The 17,109-nt window shown below is 65.8% G+C and carries 16 protein-coding genes; 12 read left to right on the top strand and 4 right to left on the bottom strand.

The genetic code is table 11. The features are described from left to right. Nucleotides 1-4 precede the first annotated feature (4 nt). From QQS38_RS14060 to QQS38_RS14035, 6 genes are all read left to right on the top strand, one after another. Nucleotides 5-769: a sugar phosphate isomerase/epimerase family protein gene (locus QQS38_RS14060; protein WP_479645993.1), complete on the top strand. Its 765-nt coding sequence runs from the start codon at nt 5-7 to the stop codon at nt 767-769. A 67-nt stretch (nt 770-836) separates the two neighbouring features. Beyond that, entirely contained in the window at nt 837-1,796 is a 960-nt protein-coding gene (locus QQS38_RS14055; RefSeq protein ID WP_479645992.1) for a sugar kinase, read from the top strand. Between the two features lie 34 nt (nt 1,797-1,830). Continuing rightward, entirely contained in the window at nt 1,831-3,120 is a 1,290-nt protein-coding gene (locus QQS38_RS14050) for an MFS transporter (protein WP_479645991.1), read from the top strand. Nucleotides 3,121-3,125: 5 nt separating this feature from the next. Beyond that, a complete protein-coding gene (locus QQS38_RS14045; protein WP_479645990.1) occupies nt 3,126-4,115 on the top strand; it encodes a 2-hydroxyacid dehydrogenase in 990 nt (329 codons plus the stop codon). A gap of 245 nt (nt 4,116-4,360) precedes the next feature. Beyond that, nucleotides 4,361-5,428 carry a LacI family DNA-binding transcriptional regulator gene (locus QQS38_RS14040; RefSeq protein ID WP_479645989.1) on the top strand — a complete coding sequence of 356 codons (1,068 nt, stop codon included), beginning with the start codon at nt 4,361-4,363 and terminating at the stop codon, nt 5,426-5,428. An 85-nt stretch (nt 5,429-5,513) separates the two neighbouring features. Continuing rightward, nucleotides 5,514-5,879 (top strand): DUF3022 domain-containing protein, encoded by a 366-nt coding sequence (locus tag QQS38_RS14035; RefSeq protein WP_479645988.1) that lies wholly within the window; start codon nt 5,514-5,516, stop codon nt 5,877-5,879. A 49-nt stretch (nt 5,880-5,928) separates the two neighbouring features. Here the strand turns inward: QQS38_RS14035 and QQS38_RS14030 are convergent, their stop codons facing one another. Together QQS38_RS14030 and QQS38_RS14025 are read right to left on the bottom strand one after the other, a co-directional pair. Beyond that, on the bottom strand, nt 5,929-6,369 hold the full coding sequence (locus QQS38_RS14030; RefSeq protein WP_479645987.1) for a PGDYG domain-containing protein: 441 nt from the start codon (nt 6,367-6,369) through the stop codon (nt 5,929-5,931). 89 nt (nt 6,370-6,458) lie between these two features. Further along, entirely contained in the window at nt 6,459-6,971 is a 513-nt protein-coding gene (locus QQS38_RS14025; RefSeq protein WP_479645986.1) for a Spy/CpxP family protein refolding chaperone, read from the bottom strand. Nucleotides 6,972-7,271: 300 nt separating this feature from the next. Here QQS38_RS14025 and panE point away from each other — a divergent pair, with 300 nt between their 5' ends. The 3 genes from panE (at nt 7,272) to QQS38_RS14010 (ending at nt 10,041) form a co-directional block, all read left to right on the top strand. Beyond that, the gene (gene panE / locus QQS38_RS14020) at nt 7,272-8,204 is read left to right on the top strand and encodes a 2-dehydropantoate 2-reductase (RefSeq protein WP_479646194.1); all 933 of its coding nucleotides are present in this window, start codon (nt 7,272-7,274) and stop codon (nt 8,202-8,204) included. A gap of 36 nt (nt 8,205-8,240) precedes the next feature. Beyond that, the gene (locus QQS38_RS14015) at nt 8,241-8,705 is read left to right on the top strand and encodes an Lrp/AsnC family transcriptional regulator (RefSeq protein WP_277427062.1); all 465 of its coding nucleotides are present in this window, start codon (nt 8,241-8,243) and stop codon (nt 8,703-8,705) included. A gap of 238 nt (nt 8,706-8,943) precedes the next feature. Next, entirely contained in the window at nt 8,944-10,041 is a 1,098-nt protein-coding gene (locus QQS38_RS14010) for a saccharopine dehydrogenase family protein (RefSeq protein ID WP_479645985.1), read from the top strand. 254 nt (nt 10,042-10,295) lie between these two features. Here QQS38_RS14010 and QQS38_RS14005 read toward each other — a convergent pair whose 3' ends face one another. Next, entirely contained in the window at nt 10,296-10,886 is a 591-nt protein-coding gene (locus QQS38_RS14005; RefSeq protein WP_479645984.1) for a P-loop nucleotide/nucleoside kinase family protein, read from the bottom strand. A gap of 350 nt (nt 10,887-11,236) precedes the next feature. On the opposite strand from QQS38_RS14005, the gene QQS38_RS14000 reads away from it, so the two are divergent. After that, nucleotides 11,237-12,271, top strand: a complete 1,035-nt coding sequence (locus QQS38_RS14000) for a glycosyltransferase family 4 protein (RefSeq protein WP_479645983.1) — start codon at nt 11,237-11,239, stop codon at nt 12,269-12,271. Here QQS38_RS14000 and QQS38_RS13995 read toward each other — a convergent pair. Then, nucleotides 12,268-14,715, bottom strand: coding sequence for a penicillin acylase family protein (locus tag QQS38_RS13995; RefSeq protein WP_479645982.1), 2,448 nt, complete (start codon nt 14,713-14,715; stop codon nt 12,268-12,270). The genes QQS38_RS14000 and QQS38_RS13995 overlap by 4 nt on opposite strands. Before the next feature lie 179 nt (nt 14,716-14,894). On the opposite strand from QQS38_RS13995, the gene QQS38_RS13990 reads away from it, so the two are divergent. Continuing rightward, nucleotides 14,895-15,344, top strand: a complete 450-nt coding sequence (locus QQS38_RS13990; protein WP_479645981.1) for a nuclear transport factor 2-like protein — start codon at nt 14,895-14,897, stop codon at nt 15,342-15,344. Nucleotides 15,345-15,446: 102 nt separating this feature from the next. Next, nucleotides 15,447-16,937, top strand: a complete 1,491-nt coding sequence (locus tag QQS38_RS13985; protein ID WP_479645980.1) for an FAD/NAD(P)-binding protein — start codon at nt 15,447-15,449, stop codon at nt 16,935-16,937. Nucleotides 16,938-17,109 lie beyond the last annotated feature (172 nt).

Genomic DNA, 17,109 nt, shown 5'->3' with positions numbered 1-17,109 from the left:
GACTATGACTGAAGTGGCAATCGTGGCGAACGCGTTCGGCACGCAGGCGGTGCGTCTCCGGGGGCACGACGCGTGGCTCGATTTCACCGCGCGGGCGGGCGCGGCGGGCTTCGAGGTGCGCCGCGAGTTGTTCGCTCATGAAGCCGATGCATCGCCCGAGGCGTTGCGCGCGCTGGGGGCCGCCATTGCTGCCCAGGGGTTGTGGGCGGTCTATTCGACGCCCTCCGAACTGTATGGCGACGACGGGATGCTCGACGCGGCAGCATTGTCCGAGGCGCATGCGCAGGCGGATGCACTGGGCGCGCGCTGGTTGAAGCTGCAATTGGGCGGCTTTCGCGGCCAAGCGCATGCTGGCGCGATCGCCGGCGTGAGCGCTGGACGCCGCGCGCGGCTAGTCGTCGAGAACGGACAAAGCGAGCACAGCGGCGCGATCGCTCAGTTCGTCGATCTATTCTCCGCGCTCGAGCGCGAAGGCGCCCCGCGGCTGCTCGGGATGACGTTCGACATCGGCAATTGGCTGTGGGCCGGTCAGGCGCCGCTCGATGCGGCCCGCGCGTTGGCGAGCCATGTCGAGTATGTCCACTGCAAATCGTCGCAAGGCGAGGGCGCGAGGCGCTTTCCGATCGCGCCTTCGATCGAGGATCCGCTGTTTGCCGCCGTCTTCGGTATGCTGCCGCGCACCGCGCCGCGCGCGATCGAGTTCCCGCTCGACCCGAGCCGCCCAGCCGGCGACGCGAGCAATTGGGTCGCATGGCTCGCGGTGGCGTGAGACACGGCCCGCGTGGTTACTTGGCAAGCGGCCGGATGGCCCGCTTTATCGACACTTGGAGGAATCGATGTCTATTTCGCTCGACGTATTGACCTACGGGGAGGCCATGGCGCTTTTCGTCGCCGACGAAACGGGGCCGCTCGAGTCCGTTGGGCATTTTACGAGGCGGATCGCGGGGGCCGATCTGAACGTCGCGATCGGCTTGTCGCGGCTCGGCTTCGGCGTAGGCTACGTGAGCCGCGTCGGCGCGGACGCCTTCGGCCGTTACGTGCTCGCCACGCTCGCGAGCGAGGGCATCGATGCGAGTCATGTGAGCGTCGACCCGCGCTATCCGACCGGATTCCAAATGAAAGGCAAGCAGACTGACGGTCGCGACCCGGCCGTCGAGTACTTTCGCAAGGGATCCGCCGCGAGTCACCTCTCGCTCGACGATTTCGACGCCGCTTACGTGAGCGCCGCGCGCCATCTGCATCTGACCGGCGTCGCGCCGGCGATCTCGGCCACGTCGCGGGAATTGGCGTTTCGCCTCGCCGAATCGATGCGCGCGCAGGGCAAGTCGATCTCGTTCGATCCGAATTTGCGTCCGACGCTGTGGCCGTCGCGCGAGACGATGGCCGTGACGCTCAACGCGCTGGCGGCGCTCTCGGACTGGGTGTTGCCCGGGCTTGGCGAAGGCCTCGCGCTCACCGGCTACGACACGCCGGAGGACATCGCGCGGTTCTACCTCGACCTGGGATCGCGCGGCGTGATCGTCAAGCTCGGCGCGCAGGGCGCTTATTTCCGCACGGCGGACGAGTCCGGTTACGTTGCCGCGCAGCCCGTCGCGAACGTCGTCGACACGGTCGGCGCCGGCGACGGCTTCGCCGTCGGCGTCGTCAGCGCATTGCTGGAAGGCCGTGATTTACCGACGGCCGTGACGCGCGGCAATCGGATCGGCGCCCTCGCGATCCAAGTCATCGGCGATTCCGAGGGCCTGCCCACACGCACCGAGCTCGAGCGCATCGAAACTTCCGCTGCATCCGCCTAACCCCGGCCCAACTCGGCCCATGGAGGAGACAACCATGCCCACGACACTTTCCCCGCGACGCTGGTGGACGATCATGCCGATCGTTTTCATCACTTACAGCCTGGCCTATCTCGATCGCGCGAACTACGGCTTCGCATCGGCGGCCGGCATCAACAAAGATCTCGGCATCAGCCCCGCTCTGTCGTCGTTGATCGGCGCGCTGTTCTTTCTCGGCTACTTCTTCTTTCAGATTCCCGGGGCCGTCTACGCGGAGCGGCGCAGCGTGCGCCGGCTCGTATTCGTCAGCCTCGTGCTGTGGGGCGGCTGCGCGGCGCTGACCGGGATCGTCAGCAACGTCGCCTCGCTGATCGTCATCCGGTTTCTGCTAGGGGTGGTCGAAGCCGCCGTCATGCCGGCCATGCTGATCTTCATCAGCAATTGGTTCACCAAGCGGGAACGCTCGCGCGCCAATACGTTCTTGATCCTCGGCAATCCGGTCACCGTGCTGTGGATGTCGGTGGTCTCCGGCTACCTCGTGCATTCGTTCGGCTGGCGCCAAATGTTCATCGCGGAAGGCGTGCCGGCGATCGTCTGGGCTTTTTGCTGGTGGTTCGTCGCGCGCGACAAGCCGCGCGAGGTCGCTTGGCTCGACCAAGCCGAGAAGCAAGCCCTCGCGGATACGCTCGCGGCAGAGCAGGCGGCGATCAAACCCATGCGCAACTATGCCGAAGCGTTTCGCTCGCCGGCGGTCGTCATGCTGTGCGCACAATATTTTTGCTGGAGCATCGGCGTCTACGGCTTCGTGCTTTGGCTGCCCTCGATCCTCAAGAACGGCTCGACGCTCGGCATGGTCGCAACCGGGTGGTTATCGGCGTTGCCTTATCTCATGGCGACCATCGCGATGCTCGCCGCTTCGTGGGCCTCCGATAAGCTCAGCGTGCGCAAAGCCTTCGTGTGGCCTTTCCTGCTCGTCGGGGCGGCGGCATTTGCCGTCTCGTACGCGCTGGGCTCGACACATTTCTGGTGGTCCTACGCGTTGCTCGTCGTGGCAGGCGCCGCGATGTATGCGCCTTACGGACCGTTTTTCGCCATCGTGCCGGAGTTGCTGCCGAAAAACGTCGCGGGCGGCGCGATGGCGCTCATCAACAGCATGGGCGCGCTCGGCTCGTTCGTCGGCTCTTACGTCGTCGGCTATCTGAACGGCACGACCGGCTCGCCGGCCGCGTCGTACGCCTTCATGAGCGCGGCGCTCGTGGCCGCCGTCTTGCTGACGCTGGCGGTCAAAGCGCAGAGCGCGAGCGACGTGGTGCTCGCGGGCACGCGAGCCCATGCGCACGGAAAGTGAATTCGATGACGCCTAAAATCGTCGTTTATAAAACGTTGCCCGAAGACGTGCTCGATTATTTGCGCGAGCACGCGCAGGTCGTCGTCGTGGACAGTGCGGGCGGCGCTTCCCATCAAGCGCTGGCCGACGCGCTCGGCGAAGCCCTCGTCGATGCGGACGGCGCGATCGGCGCAAGCGTCAAGGTTACGCCGGCTATGATTGCGAATGCTGCGCGGCTCAAGGCAATCTCGACGATCTCGGTGGGGACCGACAATTTCGACCTAGACGACTTGACGCACCGCGGTATCGTCCTCGCCCACACGCCGGACGTGCTGACGGAGTCGACCGCCGATACCGTGTTCGCGCTGGTGCTATCGACGGCGCGGCGCGTGGTCGAGCTGGCCGAGTGGGTGCGGGCAGGGCACTGGCGCGCGAGCATCGGGCCCGCCCAATATGGCGTCGATGTCCACGGCAAGACGATCGGGATCGTCGGGCTGGGGCGCATCGGCGGGGCACTCGCCCGTCGTGCCGCCCTCGGCTTCGGCATGCGCGTCCTCTATACGAATCGGCACGCCAACGAGGCGGCCGAGCGCGCCTACGGCGCACGCTGGGTGGAATTAGACGCGTTGCTCGCGCAGGCGGATTTCGTGTGCCTGCAAACGCCGCTCACGCCGCAAACGCGCCATCTGATCGGTGCATCGCAGCTGAGCGCGATGAAACGCAGCGCGATTCTGATCAATGCGTCGCGCGGGGCCATCGTCGACGAAGGCGCGCTGATCGAAGCGCTCGCGAACGGCACGATCGCCGGGGCCGGCCTCGACGTGTTCGAGCGCGAACCGCTTGCCGCGGACTCGCCCCTGCTCGCGATGCGCAACGTCGTCGCGCTACCGCATATCGGTTCGGCCACTCGCGAGACGCGTCACGCCATGGCGCGCTGCGCGGCCGAAAACCTCGTAGCCGCTTTGGCCGGAACGCTCCGTCTAAACGTTGCCAACCCCGAAGTTTTGGCGCTCTAGGGGTCGCGCTGGCGCGTAAAATCGGGCCACGCGGCACCCGTACCGGCCCCGGGCCGCCGACACGAGTGGCCGGGCGTAGCGCCGTGCGCTATGATGCCGCGACTGGAAGTTTCGTAAAGCGCGCCCCGGCGCGCTTTTGTCTATGCGCCCGCGTGCGGCGCGGGGCGCGAGCCTTCGCCTTCGAACAGGAGATCGTTCTTGATTCAAGCTATTGATCGCGCGCGCTCGGCGCGCGCCTCCATCCGATGAGCAGCGGCCCTCTGGGCACGGTGCGTCGTGCGACGATCAGCGATGTCGCGCGCGAGGCCGGTACCGGCAAGACGAGCGTGTCGCGCTACCTGAACGGAGAAACGAACGTTCTCTCGTCGGATCTACGCGCGCGCATCGAAGCGGCGATCAAACGGCTCGACTATCGGCCCAACCAAATGGCCCGCGGGTTGAAGCGAGGGCGCAACCGGCTGATCGGATTGCTGGTGGCCGATCTCACGAATCCTTACATCGTGGGCGTCGCGCGCGGGGTCGAGGCCGCTTGCCATGCGCTCGGGCTGATGCCGCTCGTTTGCAACGCCGCCAACGAAGTCGAAATGGAACGGCGCTACTTGCAGTTGATGACCACCTATCGCGTCGAAGGCGTGATCGTCAATGCCCTTGGCGTCAAGGAAGAGACGCTGCGCCCGCTCGGCGAGGGCGGCACGCCGGCCGTGCTCGTCGACCGGACGATCGAGGGGCTCACGGCGGATATGGTGGGGCTCGACAACGGCGAGGCCGTTCGGCTCGGCATGCGTCATTTGCTCGAGCAGGGGTTCGACGACATCCGCTTCGTCGTCCAGCCTTTCGAGCACGTGAGCTCGCGGCGCTTGCGCGAGGCGGCGTTTAGAGAGGCGCTCGAGCAAGCGCGAGGGGCGGCCTCGCCGCGCGGCCAGACGATCGTGCTGGATCTGAACGATGCGCACGCGCTTGCGCGCACACACGACGCGCTCGATCGGCATTTGGACGAAGCGTCCAAGGCGGGCGGGCGCCGCGTGGCCTACTTCGCCGCGAACGGGCCGGTCGCGCTTTCGCTGGCGTTGCATCTGCATACCCGCTATGGTTCGCATTGGCAGGAACGCGTCGCATTATTGTCGATCGACGACCCCGAATGGGCGGAACTCATTGGTGTGAGCGCCATTCGACAACCCACTTACGACATCGGTTATCGCGCCGTGGAGTTTCTGCACGACCGGATCGAGGGCGCGGCGCTACCTGCCCGTGAAGCGATGTTGCAGGGGGAGCTCATCGCGCGCCGCTCGACCGTGTGGCGCGACGACGATTGACGGTACACGTTCGTGCCCGACTTGCGCCCGGTTTCCGCCGGCGCGCTATTGAATCGGCCCGACCGACTCAGCACTGAGCCTCATGATGGAAACTTACCGATTCGAATGCACTAGCGGGGACGTGGAGACGCTCGCGCGCGTGGTCAGCGATCTTTTCCCCGAGCAGACGGTGTTCGCCGAGCGCGTGGACGATGCCGGCACGCCTTCTTTAGCGATCCAATGGGTGGCGATGCGCTTCGGGGCAACGGCGCGCCGCATGACGCTGACGATCGCCTTCGCCGCAGCGGCGTTCGCGCGCTACCGCGCGTTGCCGCCGCGCGCACAAGCGCGCAGCTATGCCGTGTTGCGTGCGTACGTGGAAGCGGCGCTCGGTTCGCTCGAGGAACAGTACGCCGCGGGCGAAACCGTTGCGCGCGAAGTGACCATCGAGCTGGGCGACGAGTTCGCCTAGGAGAGCGGGTGTGCCCGAACGCCGGGCGCTCCGCTCCCGCGCGCGGCTGTCACAGAGGCCCGGCGGCGCGATAGACTTGCGCGAACCGATCGACGCGCACGACGCCGTAATCGCCGGGCGCATACTGCAAGACCCAATCGCCCGCCGCGCCGCTCAGCACGTCGCCTGCGGCCCGGCGCGGGATCGAGAACGGGGCGTTCATGCGCTTGGCGAGCACGACAGTGGGGAGATTGCGGTATCGCCCCGGCGCACCGTGGGCCAAAGCGGCTTCGGCTGGGACGTATTTGGCGTCGAAGCGGCGGCGCTCGACGACCCATCGCGCGCCGCCGGTGCCCGTGATCAGCGCGTCGCCGCTCTCGTATCGGTTCGCGCCTTCGAGGCTCATCAGTTCGCCGCGCGCGGACGCGAATTCGACCGCGACGACTTCGTCTTTCACATATCGCCCTGCGGCGGGATCGTCGCGCAAGTCGATGTCATTCAATTCGATCATGGGAAATCAGCCAAATGCCGAGAAGGCGTGAGCGTAGCGGGAAACCGCGTGGCGCGCACGCCTTTCGTCATACCCCGGCGACACTTCGGTCAGGGCTTGGAGGGCGCGCCCGATTTGCGACCGCGCTCGTGCTCATGCTGACGGAAGGTCGTATCGGCAAGCTTCTTCTGCTCGGGCGACATGCTGTCGTAAAGCGGCTCGAAGGCGTCCACGAGCTGCTTCATGTCGTCGGCGTGCGCTTGAGCGAGCAGGGCGTATTGCTTCATGTTGTCGAGCGCGGATTGGCTTGCCTCGGCCTGCATGCGCTGACGGTACAGCCGGCCCATGTTTTGGCCGTTCGCGCGCATGACGTCGGCAAACGTCTTCCACTGTTTCTCTTGCGCCGGTGTGATCTTGAGTTGGGTATGCAGATACGCGATGCGTTCTTCGACATGGGCCTCGCGTTTGGCCGCATGGGTCTCGGCCCCCGGGCCGCTGGACGCGCTCGGCTGCGCGGCGGAAGCGGCCGCCGGCATCGACGCTTGAGCAAATGCGCTGCTCGATCCAAGCCCCCAGCCGGTGGCGAGGGCGCAAGTGAGAATGGCGATCGTCGTTCGTTTCATCGAACCTCCTGCAGTCGTGTGGTCGTAGGCGGAACCGGCCATGCTTGCTTTGCTGCATGTGCACGGATTTGGAGGCAGTTGTACCACCGCTCGAACCGTCGCATCGAACGATGAGACATACGCTTACATTTGAAACGTATTCGCCCTATGGAAGGACCTGGGCGAAAAACTTGGAATCTACACCCGCCGCCCATCGCCGGTGCGCGCTCGCGCCGCGCTTCAGCGGGGGGAGCGCGGCTGTATTACAGTGGCGCTCTCGCTCGCGTCACGGTGGCGGCGGGCAATTATCGAGGAGCGATGATGCGGATTTTGGTCGTGGGTGCCGGTGCGGTTGGTGGGTATTTCGGCGGGCGCATGGCGTTGGCCGGTCAAGACGTGACCTTTCTCGTGCGCGAGGCCCGCGCCCAGGAACTGGCGGCTAACGGCCTCGTCATCAAGACCCCGCGTGGCGAGACGAAGCTCGCCAACGTGAAGACGGAGTCGAGTTCGGACATCGACGCGCCTTACGATCTCGTGTTGCTCAGTTGCAAAGCGTACGATCTCGCCGGTGCGATCGATTCGTTCGCGCCGGCCGTTGGCCCCGCGACGGCGATTTTGCCGCTGCTCAACGGCATGCGCCATCTCGACGTGCTCGGCGAGCGCTTCGGCGCTACGAGCGTTTTGGGCGGCGTGTGCTTGATCGCTGCGACCCTCGATGCCACGCGGGCGATCGTGCAGATGACCGACATGCACGCGATCGTTTTCGGCGAGTTGGACGGCGCACAGCGCGCACGCACCGCCGCCATCGCGGCAGCGCTGAGCGCTGGCGGCTTCGACGTCGATCTAACCGATGCGATCGTGCAACAAATGTGGGAGAAGTGGGTCTTCCTGGCGACGCTGGCGGCCAGCACGTGTTTGTTCCGCGCGAGCGTCGGCGCCATTTTGAGTGCGCCGGGCGGCGAAGCGGCGATGCGCGCGCTCTTCGACGAGTGCGGCGGTATTGCCGCCACTCATGGACATGCGATGCGGGCGCCGTTCGCCGAACGCTCGCGCGCCATGTTGTTCGCGCCGGGTTCGTCGTTGACGGCATCGATGCTGCGCGACATCGAGAACGGCTCGCGCACCGAGGGCGATCATGTCCTCGGCGATATGCTGGCTAGACGCGAAGCGCCGGCAACGAACGACGGGCGGCCTTCGCTGCTCGAGCTGGCTTACACGCACGTAAAAGCCTATGAAGCACGGCATGGGCGATAATTCGAGCCTTCTTCTCCCTCTAGCCGCCACCACCCGATGAGACCTCCGCGCCTGGACCAGCTCGACGAGCTCGACCGCAATCTCGTGACTCTGTTGCAGGCCAACGCGCGCGAGAGCGTGGCCAATCTGGCGCGGCAACTCGGCGTGGCGCGCACGACCGTGCTCGCTCGCATCGAGCGCCTCGAACGCATGCAGGTGATCGCCGGTTACGGCGTGCGGCTAGGGCAGGACGTGCTCGATGCGAGCATCAATGCTTATGTCGGCATTATCCTCGCGCCGAAATTCGGCCCGAGCACATTGAAACGCCTCGAAAAAATACCCGAAGTCCAACTGCTTTGCGCAGTGAGCGGCGAGTACGACTATGTCGCCTGGCTGCGCGCCCCCTCGCCGGACCGTCTCAACGAACTGCTCGATCAGATCGGTGCGCTCGAGGGCGTCGAGCGCACGACGACCTCGATCATCCTGGCACGCAAGATCGATCGCACCTCGTTCGGCGGCTGATCGGCGCCTCCGGCTGGGCGAGGCGACATGCCTTTGCGCTTCGTCGATCGCGAAAACGGACGAAATGTCGTGCGCCTTCGACTTTTCGTCGAAAACTCGCACCGGTGCGCAGCACTTTGCACCTATTTTCCGTGTCCGCGGCTCTCTACACTGTTTCGAACGCAGCAGCGCCGCTACGGCGCGCAGGCCGCAAGGCCTTTGCCACGACAACTCGAAACGTCAAACTAAGGAGAACCGCATGAAAGTCGCTATCGTCGGTGCCGGGCTGATCGGCCACACCATCGCCCATATGCTGCGTGAAACCGGCGACTACGAGGTCGTGGCGTTCGATCGCGACCCGCAGGCGCTCGAGAAGCTGGCCCGCGAGGGGATCGCGACCGAACGCGTCGATTCCGCCGATTCGAACGCGATCCGTGCCGCCGTCCAAGGTTTCGATGCGTTGATCAACGCACTGCCCTATTACCTGGCCGTCAACGTTGCGGCCGCCGCGAAAGCGGCGGGCGTACATTACTTCGACCTGACCGAGGACGTGCGCGCCACGCATGCAATTCGCTCGCTCGCCGAAGGCGCGGCGCAGGCCTTCATGCCGCAATGCGGCCTTGCGCCGGGCTTCATCGGCATTGCCGCGCACGAATTGGCCAAGCGGTTTTCGGAAGTACGCGAAGTCAAGATGCGCGTGGGCGCGTTGCCCGAGTTTCCGACGAATGCGCTCAAGTACAACCTGACGTGGAGCGTCGACGGCCTCATCAACGAGTACTGCCAGCCGTGCGAGGCGATTCGCGACGCACGCACGCAATGGGTTCAGCCGCTCGAAGGGCTCGAGCACTTTTCGCTCGACGGCACCGAGTATGAAGCGTTCAACACGTCCGGCGGCCTCGGCACGCTGTGCGAGACGCTCGCGGGCCGGGTCGAATCGCTCGATTACAAATCGGTGCGCTACCCGGGCCACCGCGACCTCGTGAAGTTCTTGCTGGAAGATCTGCGTCTATCGAGCGACCGCGACACGCTCAAGACCATCATGCGGCGAGCCGTGCCGTCCACCTCGCAGGATGTCGTGCTGATTTTCGTCACGGTGACGGGCATGCGCGACGGTCAGCTCATCCAAGATGTGTTCACGCGCAAGATCTTCGCAAAGACCGTGTGCGGCATGCCCATGAGCGCGATCCAAATCACCACGGCCGGCGCGATGTGCGCGGTGCTCGATTTGTTCCGCGAAGGCAAACTGCCGCAATGCGGGTTCGTGCGGCAGGAACAGGTGTCGCTGCGCGATTTCCTCGCGAATCGATTCGGCCGGCTGTACGAAGGCGCAACCCTGGAGGCACTGGCGACTGCCTAACGGCACCCGCGACCGTGCGGTAGCAAACATCCTCGCCGCTACCGGGCGCGGCGAGAGCGCATATGCCCGCCGGCGCAACGCCGGGACGAGGCAGCCTGAGAGAAGCGGCGCAGCCGTGCGCGCCGCACCGAGCAAGCGGCACTGAGCAGGGCCTCGAGAGAGCCGCTTCAGAAGAGAGCAGCCACGCATGCGGCGACGCATGCGTGGCGAGCCTCCCGCCTTGCCCGTCGATGAGCTGGCAGCCCGCTAGGCGCCTATTCTCCCGAATCCGCGACGATCTGGCGCAGCAACGCGTCGAACTCGGCCGCCGTCGGCGCCGTATTGTCGAACATGATGAGGCCCTCGCGCGCCGCGCCGCTCGGCACGAAGCGCCGCTGCCTGTATTCGTCCCAGTGTGCGAGCTTGTAGGCGTCGTTCGGATTGTGGCGCGCGATGATGCGTGCGTGCGCCGTGGCCTCCGAGGTATGGACCCAAACGATGCGCAGCGTCACGTCCTCGCCCACGCCGAGCCAAGTGCGATCGAACAGCTTGCGCTCGCGCACCTCGCGCGAGAGCGGGCCGACGACGAGCGCGCTCACGCCCAATTCGAGGTTCTCGCGAGCGGTGTCGAGCAACCCCTGATACTCGGGCTCGCGCAAGTGTTGCAGGTAGAGCGGGCTGTCGCGATCGTTGGGGTCGCCCGTCAGTGCGCCCATCGCGGCCGCGCTGTAGCGGCCGTAGAGCGTGTCCTTATCGAGCAGGCAAAAGGCTTCGCCGGTTTCCCGCATGAGCGGCCCGACGAGGCGCTTGGCGAGGGTCGTTTTGCCTGTGCCGGCATGCCCGCAGAAAAATACCAGGTGAGTCACGAACCGGGTTCCTTGCTAAGAGAGTGCCGGGCAAGCGTGCCGTGAAGCGCGCACCCGACGCGGTGCGGTCGGTCGAGCAGCCGATGACGAGCGGAGCCCAAAGCGACAGAGGTATAGGTTCACGCATCTTAGCAGTCCGGCCACGGGGTGCCGCTATCGATCCGCACCCGCGCCGACGCACGGCATCGGCGGCATGCTGCCAGGGGGACGGCGCGAGTAGCCGTGCCCCTGGGCGGGTCCGACTGCGGCGGGCCGCGCCCGGCGCTGCTGGCATGTGCCATGCTGCGGCGATGACGCTGCGCCGCCGCGAACCGACCCTGGCGGCGTATTCGTGAGATCGTGAGGCCGCCATGCGCATCGCCCAAGTCGCTCCGTTGTACGAATCCGTTCCGCCGCACGGCTATGGCGCGACGGAGCGAATCGTCCACTATTTGACCGAAGCGCTCGTCGATCTTGGACATGACGTCACATTGTTCGCGAGCGGCGATTCGACGACCTCGGCGGAGCTCGTGCCGATCTGCGAGCGCGGTTTGTGGCGCGACGAGCGCGTTTGGGACACGCTCACGCACCACGTGCGCGAAGTCGAAGCCGTCGTGCAACGCGCGGATCGCTTCGACGTCGTTCACTTTCACATCGATCCGCTGTACTTTCCCATCGCACGGCTCTTGCCGTGCGCGCACGTCACGACGGTTCACGGGCGGCTAGTGCCGGCCGATCACGGGCCGCTGTTTCGCACGTTTTCGGAGGCGCCGCTCGTCTCGATCTCCGAGAGTCAAAGGCGACCGATTCCGTGGGCCAACTGGCAAGCGACGATTCATCACGGCCTGCCGTTCGATGCGTTTTCATGCAACGACGAGAGCGAGGACTATTTGCTGTTCATCGGGCGGATGATGCCCGAGAAGCGGCTGGACCTGGCCGTCGAAATCGCGCGGCGGGCGGGGCTGCGCCTGAAGATGGCCGCGAAGGTTCACCCCGGGGAACAACGCTACTTCAATGAGGAGATCGCCCCGATGCTAGCGGCCAACCGCGACGTCGTCGACTATGTGGGCGAGGTGGGCGGGGCTGCGCGGGTCGAACTGCTGTCGCGGGCCCGTGCGCTCGTCTTTCCCATCCAATGGCCGGAGCCGTTCGGGCTGGTCATGATCGAGGCGATGGCCTGCGGCACGCCGACGATCGCGTTCGGACGCGGGGCGGTGCCCGAAGTGCTCGAGGACGGCGTGTCGGGGTACATCGTCGATGGGGTCGATGCGGCTGTGGCTGCGCTGTCGCGGCTCGATGCGATCGACCGGCGCCGCTGCCGGCGTGCGTTCGAGGCGCGCTTCACGAGCGCTCGCATGGCGCGCGAGTATCTGAACGTCTATCAAGCCTTGCTGCGCGGCGGCTAGCCGTGGCCCGTTTCCTTCGAGCGATCGACTTCGGTCGATTTCGGTGTCCGCCCTGGCGACAATATGAGCAGGTGAGCGCTAGGCCCCGGCAGCAGAGGCGTCGCCTGTCCGGCCACCCACGCCCGATGACCGGCAAGAAAATAGCCACTGAGCATGTGACCGCTTTGTCCGCCGGGCATGTTGAAAATCCCTTGCGCCTCGTGCCCCGGCGAGACGACCATCCGCTCCGATTGGCCGAACGCCGAGGCCGCGACCCTCGGCATATTGCCGTCGCCGGCCAGGGGGGCCGCGGGCGCCGCGAGCCAGCTCGACAGAAGCGGGAAGGCCGCGCCGAACGGGTGAGCGATGCGCGCCGTATTTCTTCGCCCCCACGTGGCGTCCTGCAAGCGGGCCGAATTCGCCGTCAACAAGGCAATCGAGCGATCGATGGCGGCAAGTTCCACCTCTCGCCATGAGTTTCGCGTGCGCGGAAGCCATCCGGCGGGCTGCCGATCGACAAGCTGAGCCACGACGGCGGGCCAGCGAGACGTCGCTTGAGCGAAGCTCGCATGCGGATCGAGCTTATGCATCGCGGCATCGGCCTGGCCGAACAACTCGCCGTACAAGCTGTTCAGGTAAGCCCGGGTCAAGCGGTATGCCACCGAATCGACGCAAGCGCATCCGTCCCACCCTTCGCGCAGCAAGCGCCGGTATTCGGCTCGCCGAGGATGGCCGTCCACGGCCTGCGCATCGAGGACGCGCAATGCACGGTCGCGCCACGGGGCCATGAACAGCGCGCGATCGTCGAGGCTCGGCGCGTAAGCGGCGGCTTCATCGAACGCCGGCCGCGCGGCAAGATCGTCGCGAATCTGACGCGCCCGCGCCCCGAGGTCGGCGCCGCCATCGCCGATTGCGTCGTAACCGGGGCCGGCGAGTTGCCGGGAATTGGCCGACCATAATTGGCCGGATGCGGGGTCGAGAATCGATGGATGCCGGCTTGCGGCCAATAGCGAGCGCCATCCCTTCGCGGGAGCTTGGGCGGCGTAGGGGAAGGTATCGTCAAAGCTCGCGCGCCGGTCGGGCATCGCACCCGCGACAGTCCAGCCGATATGGCCGGCCATGTCCCCGGCCACGAGGTTTTGGGCCGGGATGCCCGCCGCTTGGCCCGCTGCCAATGCTTGCGCAACGTCCGCGGCCCCTTCCGCGCGCAGCGGGTCGAAGTTCACTGCACCATCGTCCTGCGCAACCCATCGAACCGCATAACGCTTGCCGCCTGCATTCCAGACTGGCCCTAGGTCGGTCTCGGCGACGCGCAGCGTTTCGGCGCGTCCGTCATTGACCTGCAGCACTTCGTCGTGGAACCGAAGCGGGGTCCAACCGGCCGATGTCCGGTAGGCATTTGGATGATCGGCGTCGAACGCCAATTCGACGAGATCGAGATAATCTCCGTAGCTGTTGGTGAAGCCCCATGCCACCGCGCCATTACTGCCGGCGACCACCGCGGGCGTGCCCGGCAACGTCACGCCGACGATGCGGCGCCGTTGGCCCGACGGTGCGGGGTATTGCAGCACGGCTCGATACCAGATGTTCGGCAAGCGCAAGCTCAGATGCATATCGTTGGAAACGATGGCGCTACCCGTGGTCGAGCGCTTGCCCGATAGCGCCCAGGCGTTGCTGCCGATTTGCGTCCCGAAGGGAAGGTCTGCAATGCTTTGCGACGCCGAACCGCCGAGCCAGTCCGGTGCGGCGCCGTCGATTGCATGCGCGCCGCAGGTCACGGACGGCGCATCGAGCGGCGCATCCCATTCGCTGCACTCGGGCAACAACGTTTTCAACGCTTGGGGATCGGTATGTTCGCGCACCCACCCGCGCGCGAACTCCCGATGCAGCAAGCTGCCTTGCAACTCGAAGTACATCGACCAGATGACGAGCAAGCTGTCTTCGGCACGCCAAGGTTGGGGCGCCGTGCGCAGCACGATGTATTCGAACGGGCGCACGCGAAGGGCGGCGAGCCCGGCATTGACGCCCTCGGCATAGCGTTGGAGAAGAGTGCGATCGGACGGTGCAAGCCTTGCGAGCGCTTTGCCGGCGAGACGATCGAACCCGTAGATGCGGCGCTCGCGATCGATCTCGAGCGCGGGCGGGCCGATCAGCGCCGCCAGCGACCCCTGTGCGGATCGTCGCAGCAAGTCCATTTGGAAAAACCGTTCCTGGGCGTGGACGAATCCCGTCGCGTACGCAACATCCTCGCGCGTCGCACCGGCGATGATGGGCACGCCCTGCGCGTCACGGGCGATGGTGACGGGCGCGCGCAATGGAACCGCATCCTGCGTGCCGTCCAGCATCGGCAGGCTCAGCGCTAGCGTGATGACGCCGCCAAGCAATACCAGTGCGGTCAACCCGACGACCGCCACCGCGCAACGCACGGCGATGCGGACTCGGCGCCCCTTATGCGCGACTCTCATGGTTCGATGTCCTTGGTTTCGATCGTGCGGCGCGCATCTTCGCACGTGCGCCCGTGCGTGCGCTACCGGCTCGCAATGCTTCGATACGCGTCGAAACAAGCTGCGCCCGCCCACGGCTATAGTCTGCGTTCCTGTCGTGCGCCCTCGAATGGAGGCTGGCGACGCCTCGGAGATACTCGATGAATCACACCGCCGACGCCAAATTGATGTTGCACATTTTCGAGACTTGGCACGATGCGGTCCGCAAACGCGATCTGAAGTCTACCGCTGCGCTGTACGCCGAGGATGCGGTTCTCGAAACGCCGTTGGCGCTCGCGGTCTACCCCGAGCGGCAGTCGGGCGTCGTCATCGGCCGCTCGACGATCCTCACGTTCTTCGAAGACAGCATCCGCAAGTTTCCGAGCGATCTTTCCCAGTGGTACCGAACCGGCGTGTTTTTCGTCAATGGCAGGCAACTGACTTGGGAGTATCCGCGCGTTGCGCCGGCCGGCGATCAGGTCGATCTCATGGAGATGATGGACATCGGCGAGCACGGCCTGATTGCGCAACATCGCGTGTACTGGGGCTGGAACGGCGTGAAGCTGCTGGCGCGCGCCCTGAGCGCTGCCGGCGAGCCCGCGGTCCGCTAATGACCGAGCCGGTTCGAATACGGCTAGCGTGCGCGGCGTCGAGGACATGCTAGGCCGACGGCGGCGGTGACTTTCAATTCGACTTCGATTCCTAGGAGCGTTATGGCTGCAGGGCAGGGGGAGCGCCGCCTGGCGATCGTGGGCAGCGGCGCAAGCGGCGTCGCCGCGTTCGTCGCGGCGGTGCGGTACAGCGTTGCGCGGTCGATCGCGCTCGTCGATCCTAAAGGCGTCGGGCGTGGCACCGCGTTCGCGGCAAAGCATCCCGCGCTGCTTTGCAATACGTCGGTAGAGACGATGTCGATCGTCGAGGACGACCCCGATGACTTCCTCGCGTACCTGCAATCGGTCGGCGTAATCGCGACGCGCGACGGGTTCGTTCCGCGCGCGTACGTGTCCGGATACCTCGCCTCGCGATATGAACGATACGCCGCGCTGGCACGAACCTCCGGCGTCGAACACCGGCTCGTGACCGCCGCCGCGCTTCGCATCGAACGCAACTCGGCTGGCGAGTATCGGGTCGTGCTCGAGAACGGCATGACGTTGCATGCGACCGATGTCCTCATCTGCACGGGGCATGGGGCGCCGTACGTCCCCGACGCCGTCAGGCCGCATCTGGGGAAGCCGCGCTTATTCGAGAGTCTGTACCCGGAAGGGCGGGTGCTGGACGAACTCGATTCGGGCTCGCGCGTGCTGGTGCTCGGCAGCCGGTTGTCGGCGCTCGATTCCGCGTTGCTGCTGTGCGCGGCCGGGCATTCGATCGACATCGTGTCGCCGTCCGGGCGTTTGCCTGCCGTCCGCACCGCGACGCCGCGTACGTGTCCGGTGCCGGTCGATGTAGCAGCGCTCGCGCGGGTGGGCTTGGATTCGGCTGCCCCCACGCTGTCCTGGCGGTTCTTGCGGATACTCGCACGTGCGGCGCGCGCGGTACGGGACCGTCCGTTGAGCGCTCAGGTGGAGCGCGCCCGCGCGCCGATCGAGCGCATGCGGCGCGAGGCCGAGCTCGCGCGGCACGGCGCGACCGACTGGCAAGAGATTCTCGTTGCGCATATGGACGCTGCGCAGATGTGCTTGCGTGATGCGCCGGTCGAGCGGCAGCGTCATGCGCTGGCGGAAAGTTCGCGCATCGTCGGACGCTACTTGTTCGCCTGTCCGCTGCAAAGCGCCGACAGGCTGATCGAATACGCGCGGGCGCAGCGCTTGACGGTCAGGGCGGCAACGCCGGCGGCTCTCGATAGCGGCGCTCGATGGACCGTGCGCTGGGACGACGGCCGACGGGACGATTACGATGCGATCGTCTGCGCGACCGGTTTTCGCAAAGCGCCGCTGTATGCAAGCGCGCACGCGATCATGCTGGGCGAGCAAGCGGACGTTGCCGGCGCGAGCTTGCGCGTCGCGCCCGACTTACGCGTGTCGCTGCCTGGGCTTGCCAACCCCGAACGCATATGGACGCTCGGCCTTGCGTCGCAATCGGGCGCACCGATCGTCAACGCGGTATACCAAGCCGTGCGGCAGGCACACGAGCTTTGCCGGTCTTGGCAAGCGGCCGACGCAGCGGACGCGCTGCCGCGATTCTTAGCCGAGGAGGCGGAATGAAGCTTTATGGAGATCGCGGATCGAGCAATACGCGCCGCGTACTGAGTCGGACCTGAATAATCGTGCGAGGCGTATGCAGTAAGGCTGTGAAGCCGAAACGGTGTTGTTGGATTTGCAAGAAGCGGGCATATTGATGCGTGAATCCTGCAAATCCTGACGAGGTGTGGATGGG

The sequence above is a fragment of the Trinickia sp. Z7 genome (assembly GCF_056498045.1).
The sequence above is the reverse complement of the archived record's forward strand: the minus strand, read 5'-3'. Positions and strand labels throughout refer to the sequence as shown.

Excerpts from the sequence above, each read along its gene's own strand:
- QQS38_RS14060 (WP_479645993.1), top strand. The coding sequence starts at position 5 with ATGACTGAAGTGGCAATCGTGGCGAACGCGTTCGGCACGCAGGCGGTG.
- QQS38_RS14055 (WP_479645992.1), top strand. The coding sequence starts at position 837 with ATGTCTATTTCGCTCGACGTATTGACCTACGGGGAGGCCATGGCGCTT.
- QQS38_RS14050 (WP_479645991.1), top strand. The coding sequence starts at position 1,831 with ATGCCCACGACACTTTCCCCGCGACGCTGGTGGACGATCATGCCGATC.
- QQS38_RS14045 (WP_479645990.1), top strand. The coding sequence starts at position 3,126 with ATGACGCCTAAAATCGTCGTTTATAAAACGTTGCCCGAAGACGTGCTC.
- QQS38_RS14040 (WP_479645989.1), top strand. The coding sequence starts at position 4,361 with ATGAGCAGCGGCCCTCTGGGCACGGTGCGTCGTGCGACGATCAGCGAT.
- QQS38_RS14035 (WP_479645988.1), top strand. The coding sequence starts at position 5,514 with ATGGAAACTTACCGATTCGAATGCACTAGCGGGGACGTGGAGACGCTC.
- QQS38_RS14030 (WP_479645987.1), bottom strand. The coding sequence starts at position 6,369 with ATGATCGAATTGAATGACATCGACTTGCGCGACGATCCCGCCGCAGGG.
- QQS38_RS14025 (WP_479645986.1), bottom strand. The coding sequence starts at position 6,971 with ATGAAACGAACGACGATCGCCATTCTCACTTGCGCCCTCGCCACCGGC.
- panE (WP_479646194.1), top strand. The coding sequence starts at position 7,272 with ATGCGGATTTTGGTCGTGGGTGCCGGTGCGGTTGGTGGGTATTTCGGC.
- QQS38_RS14015 (WP_277427062.1), top strand. The coding sequence starts at position 8,241 with ATGAGACCTCCGCGCCTGGACCAGCTCGACGAGCTCGACCGCAATCTC.
- QQS38_RS14010 (WP_479645985.1), top strand. The coding sequence starts at position 8,944 with ATGAAAGTCGCTATCGTCGGTGCCGGGCTGATCGGCCACACCATCGCC.
- QQS38_RS14000 (WP_479645983.1), top strand. The coding sequence starts at position 11,237 with ATGCGCATCGCCCAAGTCGCTCCGTTGTACGAATCCGTTCCGCCGCAC.
- QQS38_RS13995 (WP_479645982.1), bottom strand. The coding sequence starts at position 14,715 with ATGAGAGTCGCGCATAAGGGGCGCCGAGTCCGCATCGCCGTGCGTTGC.
- QQS38_RS13990 (WP_479645981.1), top strand. The coding sequence starts at position 14,895 with ATGAATCACACCGCCGACGCCAAATTGATGTTGCACATTTTCGAGACT.
- QQS38_RS13985 (WP_479645980.1), top strand. The coding sequence starts at position 15,447 with ATGGCTGCAGGGCAGGGGGAGCGCCGCCTGGCGATCGTGGGCAGCGGC.